Origin of the sequence: Azospira sp. I13, from assembly GCF_003112695.1 — a bacterium.
In the GTDB taxonomy this organism is placed as follows: domain Bacteria; phylum Pseudomonadota; class Gammaproteobacteria; order Burkholderiales; family Rhodocyclaceae; genus Azospira.
In genome coordinates this window covers 504445-529667 of sequence record NZ_BFBP01000002.1, presented here as the reverse complement: position 1 = coordinate 529667, position 25223 = coordinate 504445, and the positions used below count along the sequence as shown (strand labels likewise).

Annotated in this window: 26 protein-coding genes; 9 read left to right on the top strand and 17 right to left on the bottom strand. The window is 65.7% G+C overall.

The window, feature by feature from the left end:
- Positions 1-129 (top strand): FKBP-type peptidyl-prolyl cis-trans isomerase (locus tag AZSI13_RS02530; protein ID WP_201262280.1); only part of this gene is annotated, 129 nt, incomplete at its 5' end.
- Positions 130-286: 157 nt separating this feature from the next.
- Here the strand turns inward: AZSI13_RS02530 and AZSI13_RS02525 are convergent.
- Entirely contained in the window at positions 287-1114 is an 828-nt protein-coding gene (locus AZSI13_RS02525) for an alpha/beta fold hydrolase (RefSeq protein ID WP_109039605.1), read from the bottom strand.
- 109 nt (positions 1115-1223) lie between these two features.
- Between AZSI13_RS02525 and AZSI13_RS02520 the strand changes: the two genes are divergently transcribed.
- The gene (locus tag AZSI13_RS02520; protein WP_109039604.1) at positions 1224-2201 is read left to right on the top strand and encodes an MBL fold metallo-hydrolase; all 978 of its coding nucleotides are present in this window, start codon (positions 1224-1226) and stop codon (positions 2199-2201) included.
- Positions 2202-2216: 15 nt separating this feature from the next.
- Here the strand turns inward: AZSI13_RS02520 and corA are convergent, their stop codons facing one another.
- Positions 2217-3290 carry a magnesium/cobalt transporter CorA gene (corA, locus tag AZSI13_RS02515; protein WP_109039603.1) on the bottom strand — a complete coding sequence of 358 codons (1074 nt, stop codon included), beginning with the start codon at positions 3288-3290 and terminating at the stop codon, positions 2217-2219.
- A 78-nt stretch (positions 3291-3368) separates the two neighbouring features.
- On the opposite strand from corA, the gene AZSI13_RS02510 reads away from it, so the two are divergent.
- Positions 3369-4181, top strand: coding sequence for a ThiF family adenylyltransferase (locus tag AZSI13_RS02510; RefSeq protein ID WP_109039602.1), 813 nt, complete (start codon positions 3369-3371; stop codon positions 4179-4181).
- 17 nt (positions 4182-4198) lie between these two features.
- Here AZSI13_RS02510 and AZSI13_RS02505 read toward each other — a convergent pair whose 3' ends face one another.
- Positions 4199-5302, bottom strand: a complete 1104-nt coding sequence (locus AZSI13_RS02505; RefSeq protein WP_109039601.1) for an HD domain-containing phosphohydrolase — start codon at positions 5300-5302, stop codon at positions 4199-4201.
- Positions 5303-5489: 187 nt separating this feature from the next.
- On the opposite strand from AZSI13_RS02505, the gene AZSI13_RS02500 reads away from it, so the two are divergent.
- Both AZSI13_RS02500 and AZSI13_RS02490 read left to right on the top strand, forming a co-directional pair.
- The gene (locus AZSI13_RS02500) at positions 5490-5903 is read left to right on the top strand and encodes a hemerythrin domain-containing protein (RefSeq protein ID WP_201262279.1); all 414 of its coding nucleotides are present in this window, start codon (positions 5490-5492) and stop codon (positions 5901-5903) included.
- A 754-nt stretch (positions 5904-6657) separates the two neighbouring features.
- Positions 6658-8607 carry a DEAD/DEAH box helicase gene (locus tag AZSI13_RS02490; protein ID WP_109039599.1) on the top strand — a complete coding sequence of 650 codons (1950 nt, stop codon included), beginning with the start codon at positions 6658-6660 and terminating at the stop codon, positions 8605-8607.
- Between the two features lie 137 nt (positions 8608-8744).
- Here AZSI13_RS02490 and AZSI13_RS02485 read toward each other — a convergent pair whose 3' ends face one another.
- Positions 8745-9176, bottom strand: coding sequence for a MaoC family dehydratase (locus tag AZSI13_RS02485; RefSeq protein ID WP_109039598.1), 432 nt, complete (start codon positions 9174-9176; stop codon positions 8745-8747).
- Positions 9177-9635: 459 nt separating this feature from the next.
- On the opposite strand from AZSI13_RS02485, the gene fliD reads away from it, so the two are divergent.
- Complete coding sequence (gene fliD / locus AZSI13_RS02480; protein WP_109039597.1) at positions 9636-10547, top strand: flagellar filament capping protein FliD; 912 nt, start codon at positions 9636-9638, stop codon at positions 10545-10547.
- Here the strand turns inward: fliD and AZSI13_RS02475 are convergent.
- Positions 10544-11983 (bottom strand): PLP-dependent aminotransferase family protein, encoded by a 1440-nt coding sequence (locus AZSI13_RS02475; RefSeq protein WP_109039596.1) that lies wholly within the window; start codon positions 11981-11983, stop codon positions 10544-10546. The genes fliD and AZSI13_RS02475 overlap by 4 nt on opposite strands.
- Positions 11984-12161: 178 nt before the next feature.
- Here AZSI13_RS02475 and AZSI13_RS17170 point away from each other — a divergent pair, with 178 nt between their 5' ends.
- On the top strand, positions 12162-12632 hold the full coding sequence (locus AZSI13_RS17170) for a hypothetical protein (protein WP_133247247.1): 471 nt from the start codon (positions 12162-12164) through the stop codon (positions 12630-12632).
- Positions 12633-12913: 281 nt separating this feature from the next.
- Here the strand turns inward: AZSI13_RS17170 and AZSI13_RS02465 are convergent, their stop codons facing one another.
- From AZSI13_RS02465 to AZSI13_RS02425, 9 genes are all read right to left on the bottom strand, one after another.
- Positions 12914-13762 (bottom strand): M23 family metallopeptidase, encoded by an 849-nt coding sequence (locus tag AZSI13_RS02465; RefSeq protein WP_235609602.1) that lies wholly within the window; start codon positions 13760-13762, stop codon positions 12914-12916.
- Positions 13732-14598 (bottom strand): neutral zinc metallopeptidase, encoded by an 867-nt coding sequence (locus AZSI13_RS02460; protein ID WP_109039594.1) that lies wholly within the window; start codon positions 14596-14598, stop codon positions 13732-13734. The genes AZSI13_RS02465 and AZSI13_RS02460 overlap by 31 nt, the downstream gene beginning before the upstream one ends.
- A gap of 33 nt (positions 14599-14631) precedes the next feature.
- Entirely contained in the window at positions 14632-15453 is an 822-nt protein-coding gene (pyrF, locus tag AZSI13_RS02455; protein ID WP_109039593.1) for an orotidine-5'-phosphate decarboxylase, read from the bottom strand.
- Between the two features lie 107 nt (positions 15454-15560).
- Entirely contained in the window at positions 15561-16346 is a 786-nt protein-coding gene (gene siaD, locus AZSI13_RS02450) for a biofilm regulation diguanylate cyclase SiaD (protein WP_109039592.1), read from the bottom strand.
- A gap of 2 nt (positions 16347-16348) precedes the next feature.
- Positions 16349-16726, bottom strand: coding sequence for a biofilm regulation phosphoprotein SiaC (siaC, locus tag AZSI13_RS02445; protein WP_109039591.1), 378 nt, complete (start codon positions 16724-16726; stop codon positions 16349-16351).
- A 12-nt stretch (positions 16727-16738) separates the two neighbouring features.
- The gene (gene siaB / locus AZSI13_RS02440) at positions 16739-17287 is read right to left on the bottom strand and encodes a biofilm regulation protein kinase SiaB (RefSeq protein WP_109039590.1); all 549 of its coding nucleotides are present in this window, start codon (positions 17285-17287) and stop codon (positions 16739-16741) included.
- A gap of 28 nt (positions 17288-17315) precedes the next feature.
- Positions 17316-19343: a biofilm regulation protein phosphatase SiaA gene (gene siaA / locus AZSI13_RS02435; protein ID WP_109039589.1), complete on the bottom strand. Its 2028-nt coding sequence runs from the start codon at positions 19341-19343 to the stop codon at positions 17316-17318.
- 10 nt (positions 19344-19353) lie between these two features.
- Positions 19354-19563, bottom strand: a complete 210-nt coding sequence (locus AZSI13_RS02430; RefSeq protein WP_109039588.1) for a hypothetical protein — start codon at positions 19561-19563, stop codon at positions 19354-19356.
- A gap of 37 nt (positions 19564-19600) precedes the next feature.
- Entirely contained in the window at positions 19601-21406 is a 1806-nt protein-coding gene (locus AZSI13_RS02425; RefSeq protein ID WP_109039587.1) for a glutamine--tRNA ligase/YqeY domain fusion protein, read from the bottom strand.
- 149 nt (positions 21407-21555) lie between these two features.
- Between AZSI13_RS02425 and crcB the strand changes: the two genes are divergently transcribed.
- Positions 21556-21945, top strand: a complete 390-nt coding sequence (crcB, locus tag AZSI13_RS02420) for a fluoride efflux transporter CrcB (RefSeq protein ID WP_109039586.1) — start codon at positions 21556-21558, stop codon at positions 21943-21945.
- Between the two features lie 7 nt (positions 21946-21952).
- Here crcB and AZSI13_RS02415 read toward each other — a convergent pair whose 3' ends face one another.
- From AZSI13_RS02415 to AZSI13_RS17165, 3 genes are all read right to left on the bottom strand, one after another.
- Positions 21953-22789: a hypothetical protein gene (locus AZSI13_RS02415; RefSeq protein ID WP_133247246.1), complete on the bottom strand. Its 837-nt coding sequence runs from the start codon at positions 22787-22789 to the stop codon at positions 21953-21955.
- Between the two features lie 50 nt (positions 22790-22839).
- The gene (locus tag AZSI13_RS02410; protein ID WP_109039584.1) at positions 22840-23130 is read right to left on the bottom strand and encodes a hypothetical protein; all 291 of its coding nucleotides are present in this window, start codon (positions 23128-23130) and stop codon (positions 22840-22842) included.
- A 141-nt stretch (positions 23131-23271) separates the two neighbouring features.
- Positions 23272-24213 carry a DMT family transporter gene (locus AZSI13_RS17165; RefSeq protein ID WP_165833266.1) on the bottom strand — a complete coding sequence of 314 codons (942 nt, stop codon included), beginning with the start codon at positions 24211-24213 and terminating at the stop codon, positions 23272-23274.
- Positions 24214-24310: 97 nt separating this feature from the next.
- On the opposite strand from AZSI13_RS17165, the gene AZSI13_RS02400 reads away from it, so the two are divergent.
- On the top strand, positions 24311-25213 hold the full coding sequence (locus AZSI13_RS02400; RefSeq protein ID WP_165833265.1) for a LysR substrate-binding domain-containing protein: 903 nt from the start codon (positions 24311-24313) through the stop codon (positions 25211-25213).
- Positions 25214-25223 lie beyond the last annotated feature (10 nt).

Sequence of the window (25223 nt, the reverse complement as noted above, 5' to 3'; positions counted from 1 at the left end):
ATGCAGATCGGCGAAGTCCGTAAACTCACCATCCCGCCTCAACTCGGCTATGGTGCCCGAGGCGCCGGTGGGGTGATTCCGCCCAATGCAACGTTGGTCTTCGAGGTTGAACTTCTCGCCAAGCGATAAGCACCTTCTCTTGCAAAACAAAGGGGCCGAGTCCTGACGGATCGGCCCCTTTGTCGTTCCTATCTACGATTCCGATACGCGGATAACCCTACCAAGCCGCTGCAGCTTATCTCCTAAGCAACAACCTCCCCGCATACCCAGCTCAGCAGGATAGCCCTTAGGCAATAAATGCCAGCAGGTCTCCGATAAAGCGCTCCCTTTGCCATTGGTGCGGTGAGTGGTCGGTGCCTTCATAGATATGAAGAATCGCCTCCCGCAAGTGGTCGCGCACATAATGTGCAGTGGCTTGGTGATAGAAATTGCTGGCTCCACCGTAAATCAGCAGGGCCGGAACGTCGATTTGTTCCAGCACATCCCGGTAGTCCGCCTCGGTCAGACTCTGCCAGCAAGCAATCAATGGTTCGGGCGTCTGTTGCTTGAGGAAAGTCCGGGCCTTGGCCCAGCCCGGTGCGTTCTGAAGATATTTTTCCCTGGCTCGTTCATTGAGGCCTAGGGCCCCCAGGCGCAATACTGCTTCTGGGAAGTCGCTGCGAAGTTCATCAATAAACTCAGCAGCCCGGAGAGTAGTGAAGTTGCCATAGACGCCAAGATCCCAATCCTCCGAAGTCACGAGTTTGGGAGATTGGTCGATCAGGCAGATCTTCTCCAGGCGCTCACATCCATAGTCACGAATGTACTGCCAGATCGTTAGGGCACCCATGGAGTGGCCGACCAGCACCGCTTTGCTCAACCCCGCGTGATCCAGCAGCTGATGCAGATCCTGCGCCATTCGCTGTACCGTCGGCGGGCTCGGTTGGCTCAGTTGATGGCCGCCATGCCCTCTGGCATCCCAGCGCAGGATGCGATGGTGTTTCTGCAGTTCCTGGACAAAGGGAAACCATTCCTGGTGGCTGGAGGTCCAGCCATGCAGCAGCACCACCGGCGAACCTTGTCCGCTATCGTGAAAGTGGATCTTCTCTCCATCGTCGGCAAAGAAATGGGGCATGGTGCATGCTTATAAAACGAGGGGTGACTAGACTCCCATATGCGTTGCCGGGAGGCAATACGCATCGGTACGGTGCTCCGCTACAATTCGACCTTTTGGGAAGAAAACAATGGTGGAGACAAACCGAATTCAGGCGGCAGGCCTGACTCCCTACAACCACGGCGTATATGCCCTGGAATCCGGATACGGGCGCCCTACTCTGGCCGCCATCCACCTCATCGTGCAGGACGGGCATGTGGCGATCGTCGATACCGCCAACAATGCCTCCCTGGTCAAGGTCCAAGCGGCCCTGCAGGCGCTGGGTCTGGGGGAGGGCTGTGTGGACTATGTGGTGCTGACCCATATTCACCTGGACCATGCAGGTGGCGCAGGAGCCTACATGCAGGCCTTTCCCAATGCCCGGCTGGTTGTGCATCCCCGGGGCGCTCGGCACATGGCCGAACCCTCCAAGCTTTGGGCCGGAGTGGTTGCCGTCTATGGTGAGGCGCGGGCCCAGGAATTTTATGGTGAACTCGTCCCCGTGGCGGTGGATCGCATCATCGAGGCCGAGCATGGAACGGTGCTGAGCCTCGCCGGTCGGGAACTGATGTGCCTGGATTTACCCGGTCATGCGAAGCACCACATCGGCCTGGTGGATAAGACCGGTGAGGGAATTTATACGGGAGACACCTTTGGCCTGTCCTATCGTGAACTGGACAAGACGGTGGGTGACACGGTGCAGCAGTACATCTTCCCGACCACGACACCGGTGCAGTTCGATCCGGAGGCCATGCACCGTTCCATCGACTTGCTGCTGTCCTTCCAATTGCCCTACATGTTTCTTACCCACTACAGCCGCGTTCACGATGTGGTGCGTCTGGGCCAGGATATGCATCGCCTGATCGATGCCCATGTGGCCCTGGTCGAAGGTGTAAGCACGACGGGGGAGGAGCGCCAGGCCGAATTGGTGAATGGCATCAACCAGTTGCTCTTTGCCGAAGCCGAGCGCTATGGCTGGACCCTTCCCCAGGCCCAGTTGCTCGACATCTTTGCCTTGGACATCGAACTGAATGCCCAGGGCCTGGCCTTCTGGAAAGACAATCGCTAACCCTGCTGCGAAAGTTCAGCCGATCAGCCGTCGCCGCCAGAAAGCTGCCAGCATGATGGCGGCGATGACGCCCATGATCCCCATGGCGTACCAGAAGCCTTCCGGTGCCTCCAGCCAGGGCATGGTGTGGAAATTCATGCCGAAAATGCCGGCAATCAGGGTTGCCGGCATGAAAATGGTGGCCACCACCGTCAGCGCCCGTACTTCCAGGTTGACCCGGTTGCTCACGGCGGAGAGGTAAATATCCAGAAGTCCGGTGAGCAGATCCCGGAGATCCTCCAGGGATTCAATCAAGTGCACCGTGTGGTCATAGACGTCCCGTAGGTAAAGCACTGTTTCTGCGCGGAAGAAGCCTTCATGGCTGCGCAGCAGCACATTCAGCACCTCCCGCAGGGGCCAGATGGCCCGCCGCAGGGTCGTCACCTGGCGCTTGTGACGATGGATGGACTGCAACACGCCTGGGCGCGGCCGGCGGTTGATGAGGCTGGCCTCCAGAACCTCGGCATGGTCTCCCACCTGCTCGACCAGCCCGAAATAGCGATCTACCAGAGAGTCGAGTAGCGAATAGGCTAGATAGTCGGCGCCCAGCCGTCGAATCTGATTGCGGTTGGCGTGCAGCCTTTCCCGCAGGGCGTGGAAAGTGCCAGACGGGCGCTCCTGGAAGGTCAGCACGAAATCGTGGCCCAGGATGACGCTCACCTGATCGCTGGCCAACTGATGGCTGCGCGGGTGGTAGTCGAACAGGCGGCCCACCAGATACAGGTAATCACCGTAGTCATCCACCTTGGGGCGCTGATCGGTGTTGAGAATGTCCTCCAGCACCAGGGGGTGAAGGCCGAAACGTTCGCCGATGGCTGCCATTAGCCCCGCATCCTGCAAGCCGTAGACATTGAGCCAAAGTATGGCGCCCGGGCGCCGTTGCAGCGCGCGAACTGCCGCCTCTCCGGCCAACTCCTGGGGATAGATGCCGGCCGGATCATACTCAAGCAGGTCCAGGCTGGGCGTGTCGGTCTTGACGTCGCCCAGATGGATCAGGGCCCCCGGGGCCAGGCCGGACTTCTTTGATCGTAGCTTTTTGTCGTGGCTCATGATGACCTCATGGTAGCAGGGGGCGCGCTACGGCTGCCAGCCTCCGCCGACCGGTCAACGTGTATCATCCGAGCCGCCATGACTGATTCCGCCTCTACCCCACCCCTGCCGCTTTCCCCCGACTACGAACGCCGCTTCGGTGGTGTGGCGCGCCTTTACGGAAACGCAGCCCTGGCGCGCTTCCGCAGCGCCCACGTCTGTGTAGTGGGCATTGGTGGTGTCGGCTCCTGGACGGTGGAAGCCCTTGCCCGCAGCGGTGTGGGAGCCCTGACCCTGGTGGATCTGGATCACATTGCCGAATCCAATATCAACCGCCAGCTCCACGCCCTCGATAGCACCCTGGGCCAGGCCAAGATCGAAGCCATGGCGGCGCGGATTCATCAAATCAATCCGGACTGCCAGGTGGTCGGTGTAGATGACTTTGTCGCGCCTGACAATCTGGATACCCTGCTGGGGGGCTTGCCCGCCGTGGATGTGCTGGTTGATGCCATTGATGGCGTGCGGGCCAAGACGGCCCTGCTCGCCTGGTGTCGCGGCCGTGGCATCACGGTGGTCACCTGCGGCGCCGCCGGTGGCCAACTGGACCCCTGCCGTATACGTGTTGAAGACCTTGCCCGTACTACCCAGGATCCGCTGCTGGCCAAGGTGCGGGGGCAATTGCGGAAATTCCATGGCTTTCCCCGGGATGCCAAGAAGAAATTTGCCATTGCCGCCGTCTATTCCGAGGAGCCCCTGCGCTATCCCGATGCGGCCTGTGCGCCCCCCGGTGGTGGTGGCGCTCCGCTGAACTGCGCCGGGTTCGGCTCCGCCGTTGCCGTTACCGCCAGCTTTGGGCTCACAGCGGCCTCGGTTGCCCTGGGGAAATTGGCCGCCACGGCCCCGGCGGCCTGACCTTTCTCCAGGCCTATTCAGGCCGCCTCTACCTGACGGCGGATGACGGCATTGAACGGGCCGATCCATTCCGGGGCGAACTGCTTGTCGCAGGCGTTGACCTCGGCAATGGCCCGCAGGATGGAGCGGGTATGCCCCCGCTGGCTATGTTTCAGGGTGACCGCCTCAAATGCATCCGCAATGGCCAAAATCTTGGCGCCGTCGCTAATGGCGTGGGCCGGCAGGCCCCGGGGGTAACCTCCGCCGTCCGGCATCTCATGGTGTTCCGCCACCATCCGGGCCGCCTCGCCCCAGCCTTCCATCCGCTCCAGTAGTCCCGCCGCTTGCAGTGGATGCTCCTGCATGGCCCGTTTTTCCTCCTCGCTCAGGCGCCCCTGCTTTAGCCAGACCGACTCTGGCACGAACATCATGCCAATATCGTGCATGTACACGGCCGCTGCCAGTTGCACCGGGTCCACCGGCTTGCCCGCCTCCGCATTGGTTTCCAGGGCCAGCTTGAGTACCCGGGCGCTACGCCCTTTGAACAAGGCGGAGCGGGCCTCGTACTGTTGGGCCAGGGTGCGGAAGAAGCGCAGGTCGTTGGCCAGATGCTCATTGCTGCGTACTGTCGGTGCTGCCTGCCGGTGTGGCTGCCCGAGATTGGCAACAGGCTGGAAGCCAGTCACCGCCTCGATCAGGTCGGCGCTGCAGCGGTCTGCCTGGGGCGGTTCGCAAGCCCCCAGGGCATCCAGCCCCTGCATCAGCTGGTTCAGGCGCAGGTTTTCGACGGAGCGGCCGGTGCCGATGGCGTCCACCGCCAGTTCCAGGCGGTCCAGGGCCAGCAGTATGGCTTCCCCAATCAGGTCGGAAAAAGCCAGTTGTCCTTCCCGCAAGCGGGATAGGACCGATTCGATGGGATGGGCGATGCGCACCGCCAGATCCAGTTTACACAGGGCGGCATCGCCCTTGATGGTATGCACGGCCCGGAACAGGTCAGCCAGGACGGAGCGGTCGTCCGGTGCCTTTTTCAGCCGGGCAATATCCCGCTCGATGGCGGGAATATGGTCGCCCAGGGCATCCACAAAATCCTGGAAGATTTCCGGGTCGGGAATCAGCGGATTAAAAGGCTTCTTGCCGGTCATGGAACGTCTCCCCATTTCAGTTATGGTTGTAGGCTTGCACGTCCCTGGCAGTGTAATCCTCCAACCAGGATTCTGGTCAGCAACAATATCGCTTATGGCATATCAATTAATTTTAATATACGTCAAAAACGACGGCCCGCCGGGCAGCGATAATATGCAATAACCGTACGTTTTATAGGGATTTGTCATGTCTGTCGTTATGCCCTGGCTGCCGCAATATGAACTCGGCTGCACCCCCATGGATGATACCCACCGGGAATTCGTGGAGTGGATCAATCGCCTGACTGAAGTTTCCGAAGGTGAGTTTTTGGCATCCTTCGACCAGTTCCTGGCCCATACCGTCGCTCATTTCGACCAGGAAAACCTCTGGATGGAGAAGTCCAGTTTCCCCCCCATCCACTGTCACGTGGACGAGCACCAGCGGGTACTCGCCACCTTGCAAAGCATCCGCCGCATGGTAGCCAAGGGGGACGTGGCCATTGGGCGCCGCGCTGCCGAAGAACTGGTCAGCTGGTTTGCCACCCACGCCGCCACCATGGATACCGCCCTGGCCGTCCACATGCGTAATGTCGGCTTCAGCCCGGCAGCCTTGGCAGCCTGAGCTTCACTCCCCCTCTTCTTTATCCCTGCTTCCGAGCCTTGTGCTTTGGGGCAGGCGGGGGCATGGTGGTTTCCGCTAGGCCAGAAACGGCGGCAAAACACCCATCCAGAGGGCATGCCTGACCCGGTGGGCAAGCATGTTCCAGCGCGCACTGGCGTTGCGTCTGATCAGTCATGACCATGGCGTGTGCCGCTTCACAGCGACTGATGGGGCCGTCAAAGAAACTCATGATGTTCTCCCTTTTTATTCGTAAAACCCTGCTTCCAATATAGGCATTGTTTGCCCGGCTTGCCTGGAAAAAGCTCGTCACGACAACACTTTGGGAGTAAAGTACGCCCTTCCCGTTGGAAGCCCCCGTGTTGCACATCGTCTGTAACGCGCTTCTTATTTCCCTGATTGTCTGTAATGGCTAGGCCTGCAAAGGCGTTGTAAGTCCATTGGCATCATGGCGGAGCCCGCTGAAGGGCTCGAGAGAGGTTCAACAGGCCTGAAAGACCCCGGAAAAGCTGTAGGGACAGCTGGAACAGTAGGGTCGGCAGGGGCCGAACGGGTAGATGCTGCATTGACAGGGCGTATGCGCCGCTGGTCGACGCAGTTGTGGCCGCCGGGCCGCGTCATAGGCGGATTCCGGTGGATGTGGGCGCCTCGGCTTTTCCGGGGCTTGGTCGGGTCAATGTGACCCCAAATTGGCGGGCGACTCCCTGCGCTTGACCTTGGCTGCTTCGCGCGGCCTCTCCTCATTACTGGAAGCTCCATGACATCCTCTGTCGACACCTTTGCCCAATTGGGCCTTTCCGAACCTATTCTCCAGGCCCTGAGCGACGTGGGTTACGAAACCCCCTCCTCCATCCAGGCCGAATGTATTCCCCTGCTGATGGAAGGCAAGGACCTGCTGGGTATGGCCCAGACCGGCACCGGCAAGACCGCCGCCTTCGCCCTGCCCCTGCTGCAGAAGCTGGATGTGTCCCAGCGCTTCCCCCAGGCCCTGGTGCTGGCGCCCACCCGCGAGCTGGCCATTCAGGTCGCCGAAGCCTGTCAGAAGTACGCCAAGCACATGCCCGGTTTCCACGTCCTGCCCATCTACGGCGGCCAGAGCCTCGGCATTCAGCTGAAGCAGTTGCAGCGCGGCGCCCACGTCATCATCGGCACCCCGGGCCGGGTCATGGACCACCTGGAGCGCAAGAGCCTGGATCTCTCCCAGCTGAAGACCCTGGTGCTGGACGAGGCCGACGAAATGCTGCGCATGGGCTTCATCGACGACGTCGAATGGATCCTCGAACACATTCCCGCCGAGCGCCAGACCGCCCTGTTCTCCGCCACCATGCCGGAGCAGATTCGCCGCGTCGCCCAGAAGTACCTGCGGGACCCCCAGGAAGTAAAGATCAAGGCTGCCACCAGCACTGTCTCCGCCATTCAGCAGCGCTACTGGCAGGTTTCCGGCCTGCACAAGCTGGATGCCCTGACCCGCATCATGGAAGTGGAAGACAGCCTGGACGCCGCCATCATCTTCGTGCGCACCAAGACCGCCACCGAAGAGCTGGCCCAGAAGCTGGAAGCCCGTGGCTACGCCGCTGCCGCCCTGAACGGCGACATGAACCAGGCCAACCGCGAACGCGTCATCGAACAACTGAAGAGCGGCGGCCTGGACATCGTCATCGCCACCGACGTGGCCGCCCGCGGCATCGACGTGCCCCGCGTCAGCCACGTCATCAACTACGACATTCCCTACGATGTGGAAGCCTATGTGCACCGCATCGGCCGTACCGGCCGCGCCGGCCGCACCGGCACCGCCATCCTCTTCGTCTCCCCGCGGGAAATGCGCATGCTGCGCACCATCGAACGGGTGACCCGGCAGAACATCTCCCCCCTGCGCCTGCCCACCAAGCAGGATGTGGCCGACCGTCGCGTCACCCAGTTCAAGCAGCAGATCATCAAGACCCTGGAAGCCGGCGAACTGTCCTTCTTCGAAGAGGTGGTGACCCAGATCGAGGAAGAAGCCAACGTGGGCGCCCACGAAGTGGCCGCCGCCCTGGCCTTCCTGGTGCAGAAGTCCCGCCCCCTGCAGATGCCGGAAAAGGAAGTGCGCAGCTTTGAAAGCGATGCGGAAGGCCGCCCCGAGCGCAAGGAGCGCTTCGAGCGTCCCGAACGCGGTGAGCGTTTCGAACGCAAGGATCGTCCCGAACGGGCTGACCGTGCCGAGCGCACTGAGCGCCCGGACCGCGGCGAGCGTCCCGATGCCAAGAAGGGCAAGGGCCGCGACCTGGGCAACGTGGCCAACATGGTGCGCTACCGCATCGAGGTGGGCCGCAACCAGGGCGCTACGCCGAAGGACATCGTCGGCTGCATCGCCAATGAAGCCGACATCCAGAGCCGTTACATCGGCCACATCGCCCTGTTCGACGAGTATTCCACCGTGGAACTGCCGGACAGCCTGCCCAAGGATGCCCTGATGATGCTCAAGGAAGTGGAGATCAAGCAGTGTCCCCTGCTCATCCACCGCCTCGATGGTGAATCCGAAGTCATCGCCCCGCCCCGTCGCAAGTGGGGTGGCGATGTGGATGGCAACCGGGCACCCCGCAGCAACGCGCCCGGCGGCAAGGGCGGCTTCAGCAAGCCCGGCTTCGGCAACAAGAAGCCCGGCGGTGGCGGCGGTTTCGGCGGCAACAAGCCGCCGGCCAAGCGTCGCACGCCCCGGGAAGGTTGATCCGGCGGCAAGGTGAGGGAAGGGGCGGGGCGGGTTGTAGCCCCCCGCCGCTTTTCCCGCAGTAGCAAGATAAACGGGGCGCCATGGCGCCCCGTTTTCATGTCGGGCGGAATCGCCCGGCGGAAGGTTGTTCCGTCTTACTTCTGGCGCGAGGTGCACATGATGGTGGCCTCGCCCTCGATGACCGGCTTGCCGTTCACCGTGCACACCGTATCCAGGATCACCCGCTTCTTCTCAACGATCACTTCCTTCACCGTCACCGTAGCGGTCACGGTATCGCCGGGGCGCACGGGCGCCTTGAACTTCAGGGTCTGGCCCATATAGACGCTGCCCGGGCCGGGCAGGCGGGTGCCGAGCACGGCGGAGATGAAGCCGACGGAGAGCATGCCGTGGGCGATGCGGCCACCGAACATGGTGGTTTTGGCAAATTCCTCATTCAGATGCACCGCGTTGGTATCGGTGGAAATGCCGGCAAACAGCACAATGTCCGCCTCCGTCACCGTCTTCGCCATGCTGGCGCTCATGCCGGGTTGCAGGTCTTCGATGTCGTAGCCGTTCAGTGCATTCATTCATTCTTCTCCGATTATTGTAGGGTCACACATCCGGCCCGCCTCACAACCTCCCGGGCCTTCGCAACCATGATAGTCCCACCATGTGACAAATAGTTTTGCTATGCAGCATAAGGGCCCGGGAGCGGCGGCCGGGCGGCACGAATTGCCGTGACGGCGGCGCCTCCTGCCGTTGCCGGAAGAAGGACCGGAGAGGGCGCCGAGAGAAGGCGCTGCGCGATGCCCGGGAACTGCCCGAAAAGGCAGCAGGGACGCGGACATGCCCGGTATGCCGCGCCCCGCTTCGCTTCCCGGGGTGGCATTGCGGAGAATGGCGTCCCTATTGCCTCTCCAGGGGGCTCTTTGCCAGCGTCCATCGCTATCGCTCCCTGACGCCATCTGGTGTACCGTGGCGGCTCTGGCGGCCCGCTTTTTGCAAGGCTTGCACCATCAGAACTCATTGCCGCAGCAGGAGGCCCTATGTCGATACAAGGAAAACCGGATGCGGGGCTGGACCTGGCCCTGCGCATCGCCACCCTGCGGGCCCAGACCCTGCCAACCGCCGCAGGCACCCAGGGCGCCGACAGCACCGGCTTTACGGCCCTGCTGGCTTCCCTCAAGACGCCGCCCCAGGCCGAATTGCCCGCAGCCCTGCAGCAGACCAAAGCCGTCGCCCAGGCCGGCGGTACCTCGACCCTCTCGCCCACGGGCCGCAACATGGCCCTGTTCGACCCCGAATCCGCCTATCGCATGATGAGCGAGATCAACTACCGCAACGTGCTCTACAAGGGGCAGTTCGCAGAACTGAGCCAGATGCAGACAGCCCTGGGGTCGGCGGCCGACGCCGGCACCGCCCTGGGCAGCATCAATGCCGGCAGCAGTGACGAGGCCATCCGCCAGAAGCTGGAGCAGTTTGTCAGCGACTACAACGCCTGGCGCACCGGCTTCGACGAAGACATGCAGCAGGGCGGCCTGCTGGCCGGCACCCAGGCGGCCCAGGTGGCCGGCTACGAGCTGGAGCAGAGCGTGCAGAATCCCTTCAACGGCGCCGCTGCCGGCTTCTCCGGCATGGAGTCCCTGGGCCTCAGCATCGACCCGGTGAGCAAGCAGGCCGTGCTTGATGGCCCCCGGCTCACCCAGGCCCTGGCGACCAACCGGGAGGGCGTGGTGGCGACGGTGCAGGAGTTCAGCGGCAACTTCGTCAAATCCACCGAGCTGCTGACCTCCTCCAACAACTTCTTCGATCGCCAGCTGGATAACCTGAGCCGGGCCATCACCTTCATCGCCGACAACCAGTCCTCCCTGCAACAGGAATTCGGCCTGGGCGATCCCTATCAGCCGACCGGCAAGCTGGCGGCGGCCCTGGCCGCCTACGAGCGGATGCTGGCCTAGGCCAGGCCGCCGACGATGGCGCCGAGGCGGCGCAGGGCGGCGTCGATGGCCGGGGTGTAGGGGGCGCCGCAGTTGAGGCGGAGATAGCCGTCGAAGCGGTTGGAGTTGGAGAACATCAGCCCCGGCGCAATGAAGATGCCTTCGCCCAGGGCCCGTTCAAAAACCTCCCGGGAGGAAACCCCGGGCGGCAGCTGCACCCACAGGGCCAGCCCGCCCTGGGGCCTGGCGGCCAGGGTGCCGGCGGGAAAATACTCAAGCACCGCCTCCGTGGTGCGCCGGCGCTGGCTGCCGAGGGCCGCCCGCAGGCGCCGCAGGTGGCGGTCGTAGGCGCTGGAGCCCATGAAGTCGGCGGCCGCCAGCTGCCCCAGGGCCTCGTTCTGCCGGCTCTGGGCGTACTTCAGCATCTCCACCCGGGCCTGCCAGCGACCGGCGCTGATCCAGCCCAGGCGCAGCCCCGGCGCCAGCACCTTGTGCAGTGAGGCGCAGTGGATGACGCCGCCCTGCCGGTCCCAGTGCTTGAGGGCCGGCAGAACCGTATCGTCCTCCCCCAGGGGGCTGTAAGTGTCGTCCTCGATGAGGGCAATCTCCCGCGCAGCGCAGAGGGCCACCAGCCGTGCCTTGTGGGCCTCGGGCATGGTGCAGCCGAGGGGGTTTTGCAGGTGGGGCACCACCACCAGGGCGGCGATGGGGCCGTAATGGTCGCAGGCCAGTTCCAGGGCTTCCAGGGACAGGCCGGTCTGGGGACTGGTGGGGATTTCCAGGGCCTTCAGCCCGAGAGTTTCCAGCACCTGCAGCAATCCGTAGAAAGTGGGCGATTCCACCGCCACCGTGTCGCCGGGCTGGGTCACGGCCCGCAGGGCCAGGTTGAGGGCCTCCATGCAGCCCTGGGTGACGACGATTTCTTCCGCCCTCAGGTTCATGCCCGCCTCCAGGGCGCGCCGGGCCAGCACCTGGAGAAAATCCGGACAGCCGTTGGGCGGCGGAGCGCTGACCAGCAGGTCCGGATGCCGCCGCAGGGCCCGGGCCGCCGCCAGGCGCAGGGCCTCGCCCGGATACAGTTCGGGGGCGCTGCGGGCGCTGGAAAAATTCACGCTGACCGGCTGCTGGCGGCCCCGGGCGATGATTTCCGAGACCCGGCCGTGGATGCCGACGAACTGGGCCGGGTCCGGCAACTGGCCGGCCCGGGGCTCGCTCGGCAGAGGCCCGGCCGGGCGGGCAGGGCGGCGGACGAAATTGCCGGAACGGGGCCGCGCCTCCAGCCAGCCTTCCTGTTCCAGCTGACGGCACACCTGCACCGCCGTGCTCAGACTGACGCCGTGACGGCCCATGAGGGCGCGTACCGAGGGGAAGCGGTCGCCCACCAGCAGGGAGCCGTGGGCGATGGCCTCCCGGTAGTGGGCGGCGAGACGCTGGTAGAGGGGGAGGGGGGTATCCATGGGCCCATGTTCTCCTGGGGCGGGGGCGGCAGCCAGATATAGATGGCCGGGATTCGCACCATAACAGATGCAAAAACTGCCCGTCTGTTGTGGTTCTCCCGGAGCGCCTCTGTGCCTGCCGCCCTGTTGCAGCCCTCTCTAGCATGGAGGCCATCTCATCAACGTGTGGAGAACGGTCATGGAACAGGGGCAGAGGCAGCCGCAGTCGGTGCGGCAGTTGTGGCGGGTGCGGCAAGGGCCGCAACAACAGGAGTCGCAACAGCAGGCGCCGCAGGCGCCCCCCATCATCCTGGCCGCCGGCGCCGTGATGCAGCAGGCGGTACAGCCAGGCTGCCGCCTGCGGGTGCTGCAGGGGCGGGTGACGGTGCTGGGGCCGCCCCGCTGGCTGGGCGGCCGGGTGTGGTGGCCGGAACGGGGGCTGGCGGCGGCAGGATGGTGCGACTGGTCGCAACACGGCATCGTCGAATTGCGGGGGGAGGGCGGCGGTGCCACGCTGCTGTGGTTGCCGCCCGAGCCCTACACCCTGTCCTGGCGGCGTGCCTACAGGGCGATGCAGGCCTGGCTGTCGCAGGCACTGCCGGCAGCGATCCAGCGCCGGGTCAGGCGCCGTGCCAGTCCTTCGGCCCAGGCCGGCAGCCCCGGCCAGTAATGGCGGGGGCGGCGCGCCAGGCCGCAGCGGTAGAGGTGCGCATCCGCCTGCCATTCCAGGGCCGGGCAGGGCCCCAGGCGCTGGCGGAAGCGTAGCCGGGCCAGGGGGCAGGTCTCCGCTGCACAGCAGACCCCACAGCCGTTACAGGGCTGGCCGGCTATGGGTTTGGGCGGTGCCTGGCGGTGCAGGTGGATGGTCTGGGTGTGCATGGAGGGGGCGGCGGGGGGCGTTGCGGCTGGGCCAAGACTGCCGGGTTGGCGGCATCCGTGTGCCCGCCTCGCTTAGGGTCGGGCCAGGAACAGCTCCGGGTCTACGGCCGAGCCGTTGAGGAACACCGCCCAGTGCAGATGGGGGCCGGTGACCCGGCCGGTGGCGCCCACCGCGCCCAGGCTGTCGCCCTGAGCGACGCGCTGGCCTTCCTTCACCGTTACCCGGGAAAGGTGCATGTAGGCGCTGATCAGGCCCTGGCCGTGGTCCACGAAAACCGTGTTGCCGTTGAAGAAGTAGTTGCCCGTATTCACCACCACGCCGTCGGCCGGGGCGGCCACCGGGGCGCCGGTGCCCACCGCCACGTCCAGCCCGGCATGGGGTCGGCGCGGTTCGCCGTTGAAGAAGCGGCGCAGGCCGAAGCGGGACGACAGCGGCCCCTTGGCCGGCAGGGCAAAGGCGGTGGCCGGCGGCGGACTGGTAAAGCGGTGCTTGATCTGGTCCTGGATGACCTGCTCCCGCTCAATGCGGATTTCATCCTCCGGCGCCGGATTGACGTGGCGCGGGTTTTTCACCGTCAGCCGCTGCACCGGGTAGTCCTTGGGCTGTACCGCCACGTTGAGGCTGAGCCGCTTGCCTCCCGTCTCCACGTTGATGGCCAGGGGGCCGGGGAGGGTATCCAGGGGAATGCCCACCAGGGCCAGCCAGCGGCCGTTTTCACGGATCACCGCCAGGGGCGAATCCCCCAGACTGGCCCGGGGCGCCTGCTCGGCCGCGCCTTCCAGGGGCACCACGGCGACGCCGCCGGGCACCGGGCTGTGGCGGGGAGCGGCCTGGGCCAGGGGGGCGGCGAGCAGGGAAAGCGCGAGGGCCGCCGGAGCGGCCAGGAAAGTCAGAGATGGGCGGCGGAGAAGGTATCGCACTGCTTGGGGTCGCCAGATTCGAAGCCCTTGCGGAACCAGCGCACACGCTGGGCCGAGGAGCCATGGGTGAAGGTTTCGGGCACTACGGTGCCCCGGGATTGTTGCTGCAGCGTGTCGTCGCCGATGGCGGCGGCGGCCGTCAGGGCCTGTTCCAGTTCGCCCGGCTCCAGGATGTGGCGCAGGCTGTCGGCCCGCTGGCCCCAGACCCCGGCAAAGCAATCCGCCTGCAGTTCCTGGCGGACGGAGAGGGCGTTGCCGTGGGCTTCGTCGCCGCGGCGGCGGGCGGCATCCACCTTGCCGGAGATGCCCAGCAGGTTCTGCACGTGGTGGCCCACTTCATGGGCGATGACGTAGGCCTGGGCGAATTCGCCGGGGGCGTGAAAGCGCTGCTTCAGCTCCCGGTAGAAGGCCAGGTCGATATACACCTTGTGGTCCCCGGGGCAGTAGAAGGGCCCCATGGCGGCCTGGCCGGTGCCGCAGGCGGTGGGCGTGGCGCCGCTGAAGAGGACCAGCTTGGGGTCCTGATACTGCTGGCCCGACTCCCGGAAAATGCCTTGCCAGGTGTCTTCGGTGGAGGCCAGCACCTTGCGTACGAAGCGGCTCATCTCGTCGTCCGCCGGTGGCCGCTGGGCGGCGCTGCTGTGTTGGGTTGGGGCCGGCGCTTCTTCCAGCATACCCAGCAGGCTCAGGGGATTGATGTTGAGGAAGTAGCTGGCCACCAGCACCAGCAGGATGCCGCCGAGGGACAGGCTGCCGCCCCCCGCCAGCCCGCCGCCGAAGCTTTCGCCGCGGCGGTCTTCCACATTGTCGCTTTCCCGTTCGTCGTCCAGGCGCATGGCGGTTCTCCGGGCTGGGGGCGCGTATGGCGCTCAGCGGTGGCGGTTGATGGCGTCCCGGGTTTCCTGGGCCACCCGGCGGGCGGCGTCGGCGTAATCCTCGCCCTTGCCGGCGTAGAGGATGGCACGGGAGGAATTGATCATCAGGCCGGTGCCGCCGACAGTCCTGCCCGCCTTGACGGTGGCCTCGATGTCGCCGCCCTGGGCGCCGATGCCAGGCACCAGCAGGGGCAGGTCGCCGGTGATTTCACGCACCCGGGCGATCTCGGCGGGGAAGGTGGCGCCCACCACCAGGGCGCACTGGCCGGTGGTGTTCCACTCCGAGGCCACCAAGCGGGCGACGCGCTCGAACAGCTTTTCGCCCCCGCTGTTGCCAATTTCGAGGAACTGCAGGTCGCTGCCGCCCGGGTTGGAGGTGCGGCAGAGCAGGATGACGCCCTTGTCCGGGTAGGCCAGGTAGGGTTCGACCGAGTCCCGGCCCATGTAGGGGTTGATGGTGACGGCGTCGGCCTTGAAGCGCTCGAAGGATTCCACGGCGTACTGCTCGGCGGTGCTGCCGATGTCGCCCCGCTTGGAATCCAGAATCACCGGAATGCCCGGGTGCTTTTCATGGATGTGGGCGATCAGGGACTCCAGCTGGTCTTCGGCGCGGCGGGCGGCGAAGTAGGCAATCTGGGGCTTGAAGCTGCACACCAGATCGGCGGTGGCATCCACGATGGTCTTGCAGAATTCGAAGATGGCGTCGTTGCGCCCCTGCAGGTGGGCGGGAAACTTGGCCGGGTCCGGGTCCAGGCCGACGCAGAGGAGGGAATCGTTCTTCTGCCAGGCGGCGGCGAGGGTCTGGGTGAAAGTCATGGTGTTCAACTCGGTGAGCGGTGGGAAGCAAGACGGCCGGCGGCCAGGGCGCGCGGGGCAGCTATTGTACCGCCGGGCTCAGGCTTGACCCAAGGCAGGTGCTGGCCTCAGGCCCGGATGGCGCGGTTGCGGCCTTCGGCCTTGGCTCGGTAAAGTCCGTCGTCGGCCCGGCGCAGGGTGGCATCGAGGGATTCGCCAAGCTGGAATTCGGTATAGCCCAGGCTGATGGTGATGCTCACGTCTTCAAGCCCGGCCTCGGAAAGGCGGGCCTCGCCGATGCCCTGGCGGATGCGCTCGACCAGGGGTGCGGCATCGTCGACATTGCAGCCGGGGAAGAGCATGAGGAATTCTTCACCACCCCAGCGGGCGCAGACGTCGTACTCCCGCAGGTTGGCCCGCAGGATGTCGGCCACCGCCGCCAGGGCCGCATCGCCGACGGCGTGGCCGTGGGTGTCGTTGATGGCCTTGAAACGGTCAATGTCGGCCAGGGCGATGCAGAAGCGACCGCTGGTGCGGGTTACCAGAGCGATCTCCTGGGTCAGGCGCTCCTGCATGAAGCGGCGGTTGGGCAGGCCGGTCAGCTCGTCCTGAATGGAAATGGTGTGCAGGCGCTCGTTCAGTTCCCGCAGCATGACCTGGTACTGGTCGCTGATGCGCACGATCTTTTCGATCTGGCGCACTTTGCGCTGGTAGTTCTCGGCGTAGGAATCCCCCCGGTCCCGCTCGGCCCGCTGGAACTGGTCCGAGATGTGGGTCAGCCGGTCCAGCAGGCGCTGCTGGGTGCGGTAGCGGTCGAAAAGCGCCTGCAACAGGGGCAGCAATTCCCCGACGTCGGGGGCCTCGCCCCGCAGGGCGGCCTCGATGCGCGCTTCCAGGTCCGGGGTGTCGCTCACGGTCAGGCCTTGGGCACGATGTCGAAGGGGAAGGTGCAGTCTTCCTTGAACTCCTCGGCCAGTTGGCCGACCCGCTCGTTGGCGGCCTCGTAGGCCCAGCGGGCGGCGACCTGGAGGCCCTTGCGGTGGGCGTCTTCCATCAGGTCCAGGATGTCCATGAGGGCGCGGATGCTGCTGGTGTTGAGGTAGAGCAGTTCCAGTTCCAGCTTGAGGGGGCGCTGGCCGGCCTTGAGAAAGGCGGTGACCCAGTCGATCAGGGGCTGGAACAGTTCGAAGGAATTCTCCGGGTAGGAGTCGCCCTTCATGGTGACGGTGCCGGCGGTCCCGTCCGCGAAAATGGCGGGGCTGGCGCTGGTCTGGGGAATGTCGAGGTTGTCCATCTTGTAACTTTCCTAAAGCACGACCCGCAGGCTGAAGAAGGCGCGCTGGTCTCCCAGGGGGCGCAGGCTGCATTCGAGGGGGGCGGCGGCCTTGCGCGCCATGTCGATGAGGCCCAGGCCGGCGCTGCCGGCCAGTTCGTCCCGGGGCTGGCGCAGCTGGGTCTTGAAGGCGGCCTTGAGGCCGTCCTTGTCGAGCTGGGCCAACTGGGCCACCCGGCCCACCAGGGCTTCGCCGTCGCCGGTTTCCACCACGTTGCCGGCGCTCACCACGTAGCGTCCCTCTTCATTGCGGGAGACGAAGACGCTGGCGGTTTCCCGGGCCAGATCGGGGCGGTTCTGGGTGTAGCGGCGGATGTTCTGGGTCATCTCGATATACACCGAGAAAACGTCGGAAACCGCCGAGGGGGATTCCTGCAACCCTTCCATGTGCTTGCGCAGGGCCGCGCCAATTTCCTCGATGAGGGTGGCGGTGATGGGGCCGTTGAAGCAAAGCATGATGCGCTCGCGGTTGAAAATCTCCCGCAGCGCGAAAATGTCGAGGGCGGTTTCCGGTTGGGCCATGGTTTCTCCTTGGGTCGCCTATCTTAACTTAACGCCGATCGTCGAAACGGAATGCGAGGATGGTGATGTCGTCCCGCTGGGGGTGCTGGCCCTGGTAGTCCTGCAGGGCGCGGGCCAGGGCTTCCTTCTGGGCTTCCAGGGGCAGGCCGGCGTGCTGCCGCACCCAGTCGGTGAGGCGGCTGGCGCCGAAGCCGTAGCCCTGCTCGCCGCCGGCCTGGTCCAGCAGGCCGTCGCTGACCAGGTAGAAGCTGCGGCCCGGGGCCAGGGGCACCTGTACGTTCTGGTAGTCGCCGGCCTTGCGGTCATTGATGCCGCGGCGGTGGCCGGGCACTTCCTGGCAGTCGCTGCCGTCGCTCCAGAACAGGCCCAGGCGGGCACCGGAGAAGGTCACCTGGCGGCTGGCGAGATCGACGTAGGCCAGGCCCATGTCCATGCTGGTGGCGATCTGCCGCATCCGTTCGTCGTCGGGCAGCATGGCCCGGGCGGCGCTGTCGGTACGGCGCAGCAGGGCGGCGGGATCGTCCCAGGGAGTGTCGCTGGCGGCCACTTCCAGGGCGGCGTGGGCGATCATGGTCATGCAGGCGCCCGGCACGCCGTGGCCGGCGCAATCCACCACGCCGAAGAGGCAGCCCCGTTCGTCATGGCGGTAGAGGTAGAAGTCGCCGCCCACCACATCCCGGGGGCGCCACAGCACGAAGTACTGGCCCTGCAGGGTGGCATCCAGTGCCCGGTCGGGGAGGATGGCGTTCTGGATCAGGCTGGCGTAGCGGATGCTGTCGGTGACCTTGCGGTGGGCTTCGGCCAGCTCCCGGGTGCGCTCGGCCACCAGCCGCTCCAGGTTGTCGGAGTGCTCGCGCACCTGCTGGGTCATGGTGTCGAAGGCCCGGGTCAGCTCGCCGATTTCATCGTCCCGAGGGGATTGCAGGCGCTCGTCGTAATGGCCGGCGCCGATGCGTCGCACGGCGGCGGTGAGCTGGGCCAGGGGGCGGAGCACCAGGCGGTTCAGCCCGGCGGTGTAAACCCCCACCAGCAGCGCCAAGAGCAGTAGGGTGCCGAGCAGCAGGCCGGTGGACAGGCGGGCATCGAAGACCCGGCTGGTATCCAGATCCACCGCGGTGAGCACGGTCCAGCGCAGGGAGGGGATGTAGGCGGCGGCCGCCAGGCTGGGGGCGCCTTCAAGGCGCAGCCGCAGGGTAGCCGTACTTTCGTCATCGTCGGCCATGGCCGAGGCCAGGGCCTGGCGCAGGGCTTCCTGGTCGGTGGTACGTTCCACCAGGCGGAAGACAGTCTTTTCCGAATTTTGCTTGCCCGCCGTGGCGTATTCCATGCGGCGGGTATCCGGGTGGGCGACGATGGTGCCGTTCTGGTCCAGGATCATGGTGACCACCCCGGGCTCCCGGTTGGCCAGCACGTTGGCGAGGAAGCGGCTCAGGTTGAGGCCCGTGCCGGCGATGCCCAGGGGGCGGGCCTGTTCGTCATGGACGACGATGTTGATCCAGACATTGGTGACCTGCAGCTTCTTGTCGAAATCCACGTTGAGGCTGTAGCCCTGGTTCTTCTTCAGGGTGGCGAAGAACCAGGCGTCGTCCGGATTGCCGGGGCTGGCGGTATAGCGCATGGCCGCCCGGGGAGCGGCCTCCGGGTCGGCGAAGTAAAAATGGTGGCTGCTGGCCAGGGCGGCGAAATAGCTCTGGTCGGTGAAGGCCCGGCGGAAGCCTTCGCCTTCCTTGAAGAAACGGTCGGCCTTGGTGGGGTTCTGCTCGTCGGCCATCCATTCCCGCAGCACCGTCGATTCGGCGAAGCGCTGGGAGAGCGCCATCTCCCGGCCCACGGCGGAGAGGATGCGCTGCTTGGTCAGCTGGGCCTGGTTGCGGGCCAGGGCGGTGCCCAGGTTCTGGCGGATGTCGTCGGCCACGTAATGGCCGATGAGCACCGCCGCCAGCACCACCACGCCGGTGGTGGCCAGCAGCAGGGCGACCGTCTTGCCCCGCAGGCTGCGGCCAGGGCGGGAAGGCGGGGCGGCTTGCGGAGGCGTGGACTCGGCAGGCTTGGACATGGGGCTCCCTTTACTGATCGCTGTCGCCGGATGGCGGCGACGTCGGTGGCTCACGCCGCTGCTCGGCCTTCTGGCGCAGACGCTCGTTCTTGTCCTCGTTGGCGAAGCGGAAGCGGCCGGCGAGGACGCAGCCCTTCATGCCGGGATCGCAGGGCAGATCATTGACCTTGCCGCAGCGATCGTTGGATTCATGGGGGCAACCCCAGCCGCCGCCTGCCATCGCGTGCTCCTTGTCTGGCCTGTTCTGTCCGGGTGCCCTAGCCGGCCTTGCCCCAGGAGTCCTTGAGGGTCACGGCCCGGTTGAAGACCGGGGCGCCGGCCTGGGAATCCACCCGGTCGGCAACGAAGTAGCCGTGGCGCTCGAACTGGAAGCGCTGCTCCGGCTGGGCGTCCTTGAGGGCCGGTTCCAGCTGGGCGGTGATGGTCACCTTGGAGGCCGGGTTGAGATCGTCGAGGAAGTTGCGTTCCAGTCCTTCCGCATCGCCTTCGCGCCGGGCACCGGGGGCCGCCACCTTGAACAGGCGGTCGTAGAGGCGCACTTCAGCGGTGTAGGCGTGGGGCACGGAAACCCAGTGCAGGTTGCCCTTGACCTTGTAGTTGTCGGCGCCGGGGGTGCCGGACTTGGAATCTTCCATGTACTCGCAGAGCACGGCGGTGACGTTGCCGGCGGCGTCCTTCTCGCAGCCGGTGCACTTCACCACGAAGCCGTAGCGCAGGCGGGCCATGTTGCCGGGATAGAGCCGGTGGTAGCCCTTGCTGGGCTCTTCCATGAAGTCCTCCCGCTCGATCCACAACTCCCGGGAGAAGGGCATGGAACGCTTGCCCAGTTCGGGCTTGAGCGGGTGGTTGGGGGCGAAGCATTCTTCGCTCTGGCCTTCCGGGTAATTGGTGATCACCAGCTTGAGCGGATCGAGCACGGCAACGCGGCGCTCATCCAGCTCGTTCATGGTGTCCCGCATGCAGTCTTCGAGCTGGCTGTAGTCGATGAGGGAGTCGGACTTGGAAACACCGACCCGGTCCATCAGCAGCTTGAAGCCTTCCGGGGTGTAGCCGCGGCGGCGGGCGCCCACCAGGGTGGGCATACGGGGATCGTCCCAGCCTTCCACGTGCTTTTCTTCCACCAGCTGGATCAGCTTGCGCTTGGAGAGCACCAGGTAGGTCAGGTTGAGGCGGGAAAACTCGTACTGGTGGGGCAGGGGACGCTGCAGCAGGCCGCCTTCGGCCAGGCGCTCCAGCAGCCAGTCGTAGAAGGGGCGCTGGTCCTCGAATTCCAGGGTGCAGATGGAGTGGGTGATGTTCTCCAGGGCATCCTCGATGGGGTGGGCGAAGGTGTACATGGGGTACACGCAGTACTTGTCGCCGGTGTTGTGGTGGGTCGCGTGGCGGATGCGGTAGATGGCCGGGTCCCGCAGGTTGATGTTGGGGGCCGCCATGTCGATCTTGGCGCGTACGATGTGGGCGCCATCCGGGAATTCGCCGGCCTGCATGCGCTTGAAGAGGTCCTGGTTCTCGGCCACGGTCCGGTCCCGATAGGGGCTGTTCTTGCCGGCTTCCGTCAGGGTGCCCCGGTTGGCGCGCATCTCCTCGGCGCTCTGGCTATCCACGTAGGCGTTGCCGGTGGCGATCAGGTACTCGGCGGCCTGGATCATCCAGGGGAAGTAGTTGGAGGCGTAATAGAGGTTCTTTTCCTGGGCATCCTCCCAGTTGAAGCCCAGCCATTTCACCGCGTCCACGATGGAATCCACGTATTCCTGCTCTTCCTTCTCCGGGTTGGTGTCGTCGAAGCGCAGGTGGCAGCGGCCGCCGTAATCCCGGGCCAGGCCGAAGTTGAGGCAGATGGACTTGGCGTGGCCGAAGTGCAGGTAGCCGTTGGGTTCCGGCGGGAAACGGGTGCGGATCTTCGCCGGGTCCAGGGCGCCGGCGGCGTGGTCGCTGGCCAGGCCGGGCTGGCCGGCCCAGTGGCGCTGGGCGTGCTTGCCGGCGGCCAGGTCGGCCTCGACGATGTTGCGGATGAAATTGGCGGCGGGGGCGGCGGGGGCCGCGTTCTTGTTGGGGTTGCTCACAGCAGGTTTTCCTTGAAGGGCTTTGGCGGCTATTTTAACCGGGGCGCCGGGGAAAAACCGCCTTGAGGCGGCGCTTTTCACAAGTCTTTTCGCAAGTAAAAGCCGCTAGAATCGGCGTTTCATTCAATCTGCGTGGAGTTTGGGCCGGCATGAACTGGAACGCCTTCTTTGCCATCGGTGCCGGTGCCGCCCTCGGGGCCTGGTCCCGCTGGGGCTTGGGCCTGCTACTCAACCCCCTTTTCGTCGCCGTGCCCCTGGGCACCCTGGCCGCCAATCTCATCGGCGGCTACCTCATTGGTGTGGCCCTGGGCGTCTTCCACAGTTATGCCCATCTTTCGCCGGTACTCAAGTTTTTCGTCATCACCGGCTTCCTCGGCGGCCTCACCACTTTTTCCAGCTTTTCCGGCGAAGTCATGGAGCGCCTGCTGGCCCAGCAGTACACCTGGGCCTTCGGCGCTATTGCCCTGCACCTGCTGGGCTCCCTGGCCATGACCTTCCTCGGCCTGTGGAGCGTGGGTGTGCATCGGGTTTGGCCCTGAGGGGCCGTTAGCGCGGCTTGTCGGTCGGGTCGGTGAGGGCGTTCTGGGGTGTCCTGGCCTGTTGCCAGGCTTCCCCCAGGGTGTGGGCGCCCGGGGCGAAGTGATGCAGGGCTGCGCCGCAACCGGTCACCAGCAGCCCGGTCAGGAGGAAGGGCAGCAGGGTCTGGCGCAGGGCGGTTTCCAGCCAGTGGCGCCTTTCCAGCCGGTGCAGGCGCCGGTAGAGGGTGGCCGCCAGGGTGCCGTCCAGCAATAGTTCGGCGAACAGGCTCGGCGCCGAGTAAACAATGAAGGCCGACGACAGCACCAGGGCCGCTGCCAGCACCATCACGATCAGGGGAATGGCCAACTCCTCTCCTTCCGCCGCGGCTCCCAGGGCCTGGCCGATGGCGTCGCCGCCGTTCGACAGGGCCTCGGCTGGCGCTGCCGGTTCGCTCAGGGTTTCGGCCACGGCCGGGGCATCAAAATGACTGCTGGCGCCACCGCCACCGAAATGCCCGCCCAGGCCTTCAAGCGTGGACGAGCCGCCGCTGGTCGAGGGCCCCGACGGTACCAGGCGGCCCAGATCCGTCAGGTCGGGAATGTCGGCATAGTCCTCCGCCCGGGTGCGCAGCCACAGCCAGAGCAGGCCGAGAAACACCCCGTAGGCGAGGAGAAAGGCGGCACCGTAACGCCAGCCCATGTGGGTCAGGCCGGCGTGGAGCAGGGCAAAGGACGCCAGCAGCCCAGAACCGGCGGTGAGCAGTACCAGCAGCAGCATCTGCAGGCGGGGAAAACTGTCCCGCTCCAGACGCCAGCGCAGGCGTTGAAGATGGCGTTGGCGAGGCAGGGGGGTAGGTCGGGTCATGGGGGCGGCATTATCCCTGGAATGGGGCCCCGGTCATGTAGCGGACGGGGCTAGTCGGCCGGGACCAGCACCAGGCGGAAGTGTCCCAGGCGGCTGGCCAGCAGCCAGCGGACATACAGGTAGAAAAAGAACAGGCCCGTCAGCAGGCCCACCAGGCCGCCTATCAGGGGAAGGGCGGAGCGGCCAATGCCGCTAATGCCCAGGGCGAAGCCGACGATACCCCCGAGGAGCGTGCCGCATAGGGCAGAGCCGAGGGTGGTGGCGATGCCGCGCCAGAAAAAACTCCAGACGATCCCGGCTTGGCTAAGGGTAGGGAGTTCCTTGAAATCGATGGGGGTCATAGGTCCAGTTTTCCATGAGGGGAAGGGGCGAGGGCGCCGGAGCGCCTTTGTTACCCCTTGTGGATATGTCCATGGAATGTAATGCCCGGCTCCCGGGATGGCAAGCCGGGCGCCGGAGGGTTTGCTCCCTGCGGGCTAATGTCAGCGCTGCCGGGCCACCAGCGCGATGCCCACCGCAATGGGCAGCACGCCCAGCAGGTCGCCGGCGAACATCCGTTCTCCCAACAAGGTGACTGCGAAAAGGGTGCCGAAGAAGGGGTTGAGGAAGTGGAAGCTGCTGGCCGAACTGGCCTGGCCGTGGCGCAGCAGCCATAGCATGAGCAGGGTGCTGGCCAGGGAAACGGCTACGCTGTAGGCCAGGCTGCCCCACAGGGCGGCGCTCCCGTCGCAGCGGAAATCCTCCAGGAAGAAGGCGAGAGGCAGCAACACCAGGCCGCTGGCGAGGAATTGCAGGGTAACGGCGGAGAGCAGGTCCTGCCCTGCCGCCACCTTCTTGCTCAGCACCGTGCCCAGGGCCAGGGCCACGGTGCCGGCGGCGATGGCCAGCAGATAGATGGGCTGCAGATGCTCCACCGTCAGGCGATGACGGGTGATCCACAGTACGCCCCCCATGCCCAGGAGAATGCCGACGAGCCGGGTCGGCGTCAGCTTTTCCCCCTCCAGACCGGCGGCCAGCAGCAGGGTGAGCAGGGGGCAGGCGCTCACCAGCACCGCCGTCAGGGCCGTGGGCACACCTTGCAGGCCCCAGTAGGCGAGGCCCAGGTATGCCGCGTTGCAGAGCAGGCCGGCCGCCAGCGTCCGCCCGGCCCGGGCGGGCAGGCGGATGCTGCGGCCGAGGAGCAGGGCGGTGGCACCGAAGAGCAGGCCGGCGACGAGAAAGCGAATGGCCAGCAGGGTCAGGGGCGCCGCATGATCCAGGCCGATGCGGCCGGCGACGAAGGCCGAACTCCAGATGACGCTGAAACTGATGCCGGCGGCCAGCACCAGGCGGCGGGAGGGGGCGGCAGGGGCCGATGGCGCCAATGGCGCTATGGGGGCGGCGCTCGGGATGGCCGAGGGCAGGGGCGGGGCGATGGCATTCATGGCGGGACTCCAGGCAGAAAAATACGCAGCCCTCACCCTAGCCTTTGCGGCAATATTTGATAAATTGATAAATATCGAATCAATATTTCGGAGTGAAATGATGGCGCGCCATCTCGATCTGGACTTGCTGCGGGCCCTGGTGGCCATTGCCGAATGCGGCAGCTTTTCCCTGGCCGCCGCCCGTCTGGGCCGCACCCAGTCGGCGGTGAGCCTGCAGATCAAGCGCCTGGAGGAGCAGCTGGAAAAGCCTCTGCTGGTGCGCTCCCAGGGCCGGTTGGAAGGCGTCACCGAAGAGGGCCTGCTGCTGCTGGACTACGCCCGTCGCCTGCTGCGCCTCAATGACGAGGCCATCGGCTGCTTCGCCGAGCCGGACCTGGCCGGCAGCCTGCGGGTGGGCCTGGCGGAGGAGGTGATGGAGCGGGACCTGGGCAGCGTGGTGGCCGAATTCCACCAAGCCTATCCCCGGGTCAAGCTGGCCTTGGAGTGTGATCTTTCGGCGCGGCTGGCCGCCCGGGTGGAGTCGGGGGAATTGGACATGGCCCTGATCAAGCGCATCGGCGAACGGCCCACGGCGGCCGGGCGTTCACTGTGGCGGGAGCCCATGGTCTGGGCCGCCGGCGCCCAGAGCAGCGCCGCGGCCGAGCGGCCTCTGCCCCTGGCCCTGTTCCAGGAAGGCTGCATCTTCCGCGTCATCGCCCAGGCCGCCCTGACCCAGGCCGGCATGCCCTGGCGCCTGGCCTTTGCCGGCCACAGCCACACCGGCATCCGCCACGCCCTGCGGGCCGGGCTGGCGGTCTCGCCCCTGCCTCTGAGCCTGCTGGGGGAAGGGCTGGTGCGCATCAGCGAAGACTTGCCGCCCCTGCCGGAAGTGGAATGGGTGGCCCTGACTGGCCCGAGTGGCGAATGGCCCGCCGTGCAGCGCCTCATCGCCATGTTCGAGGCCCGCCTGTGGGCGCCCCAGCCCTGGCCGGCCATCGCGGCCCGGGCCGTGGCGGCGTGATGTTCGCGTG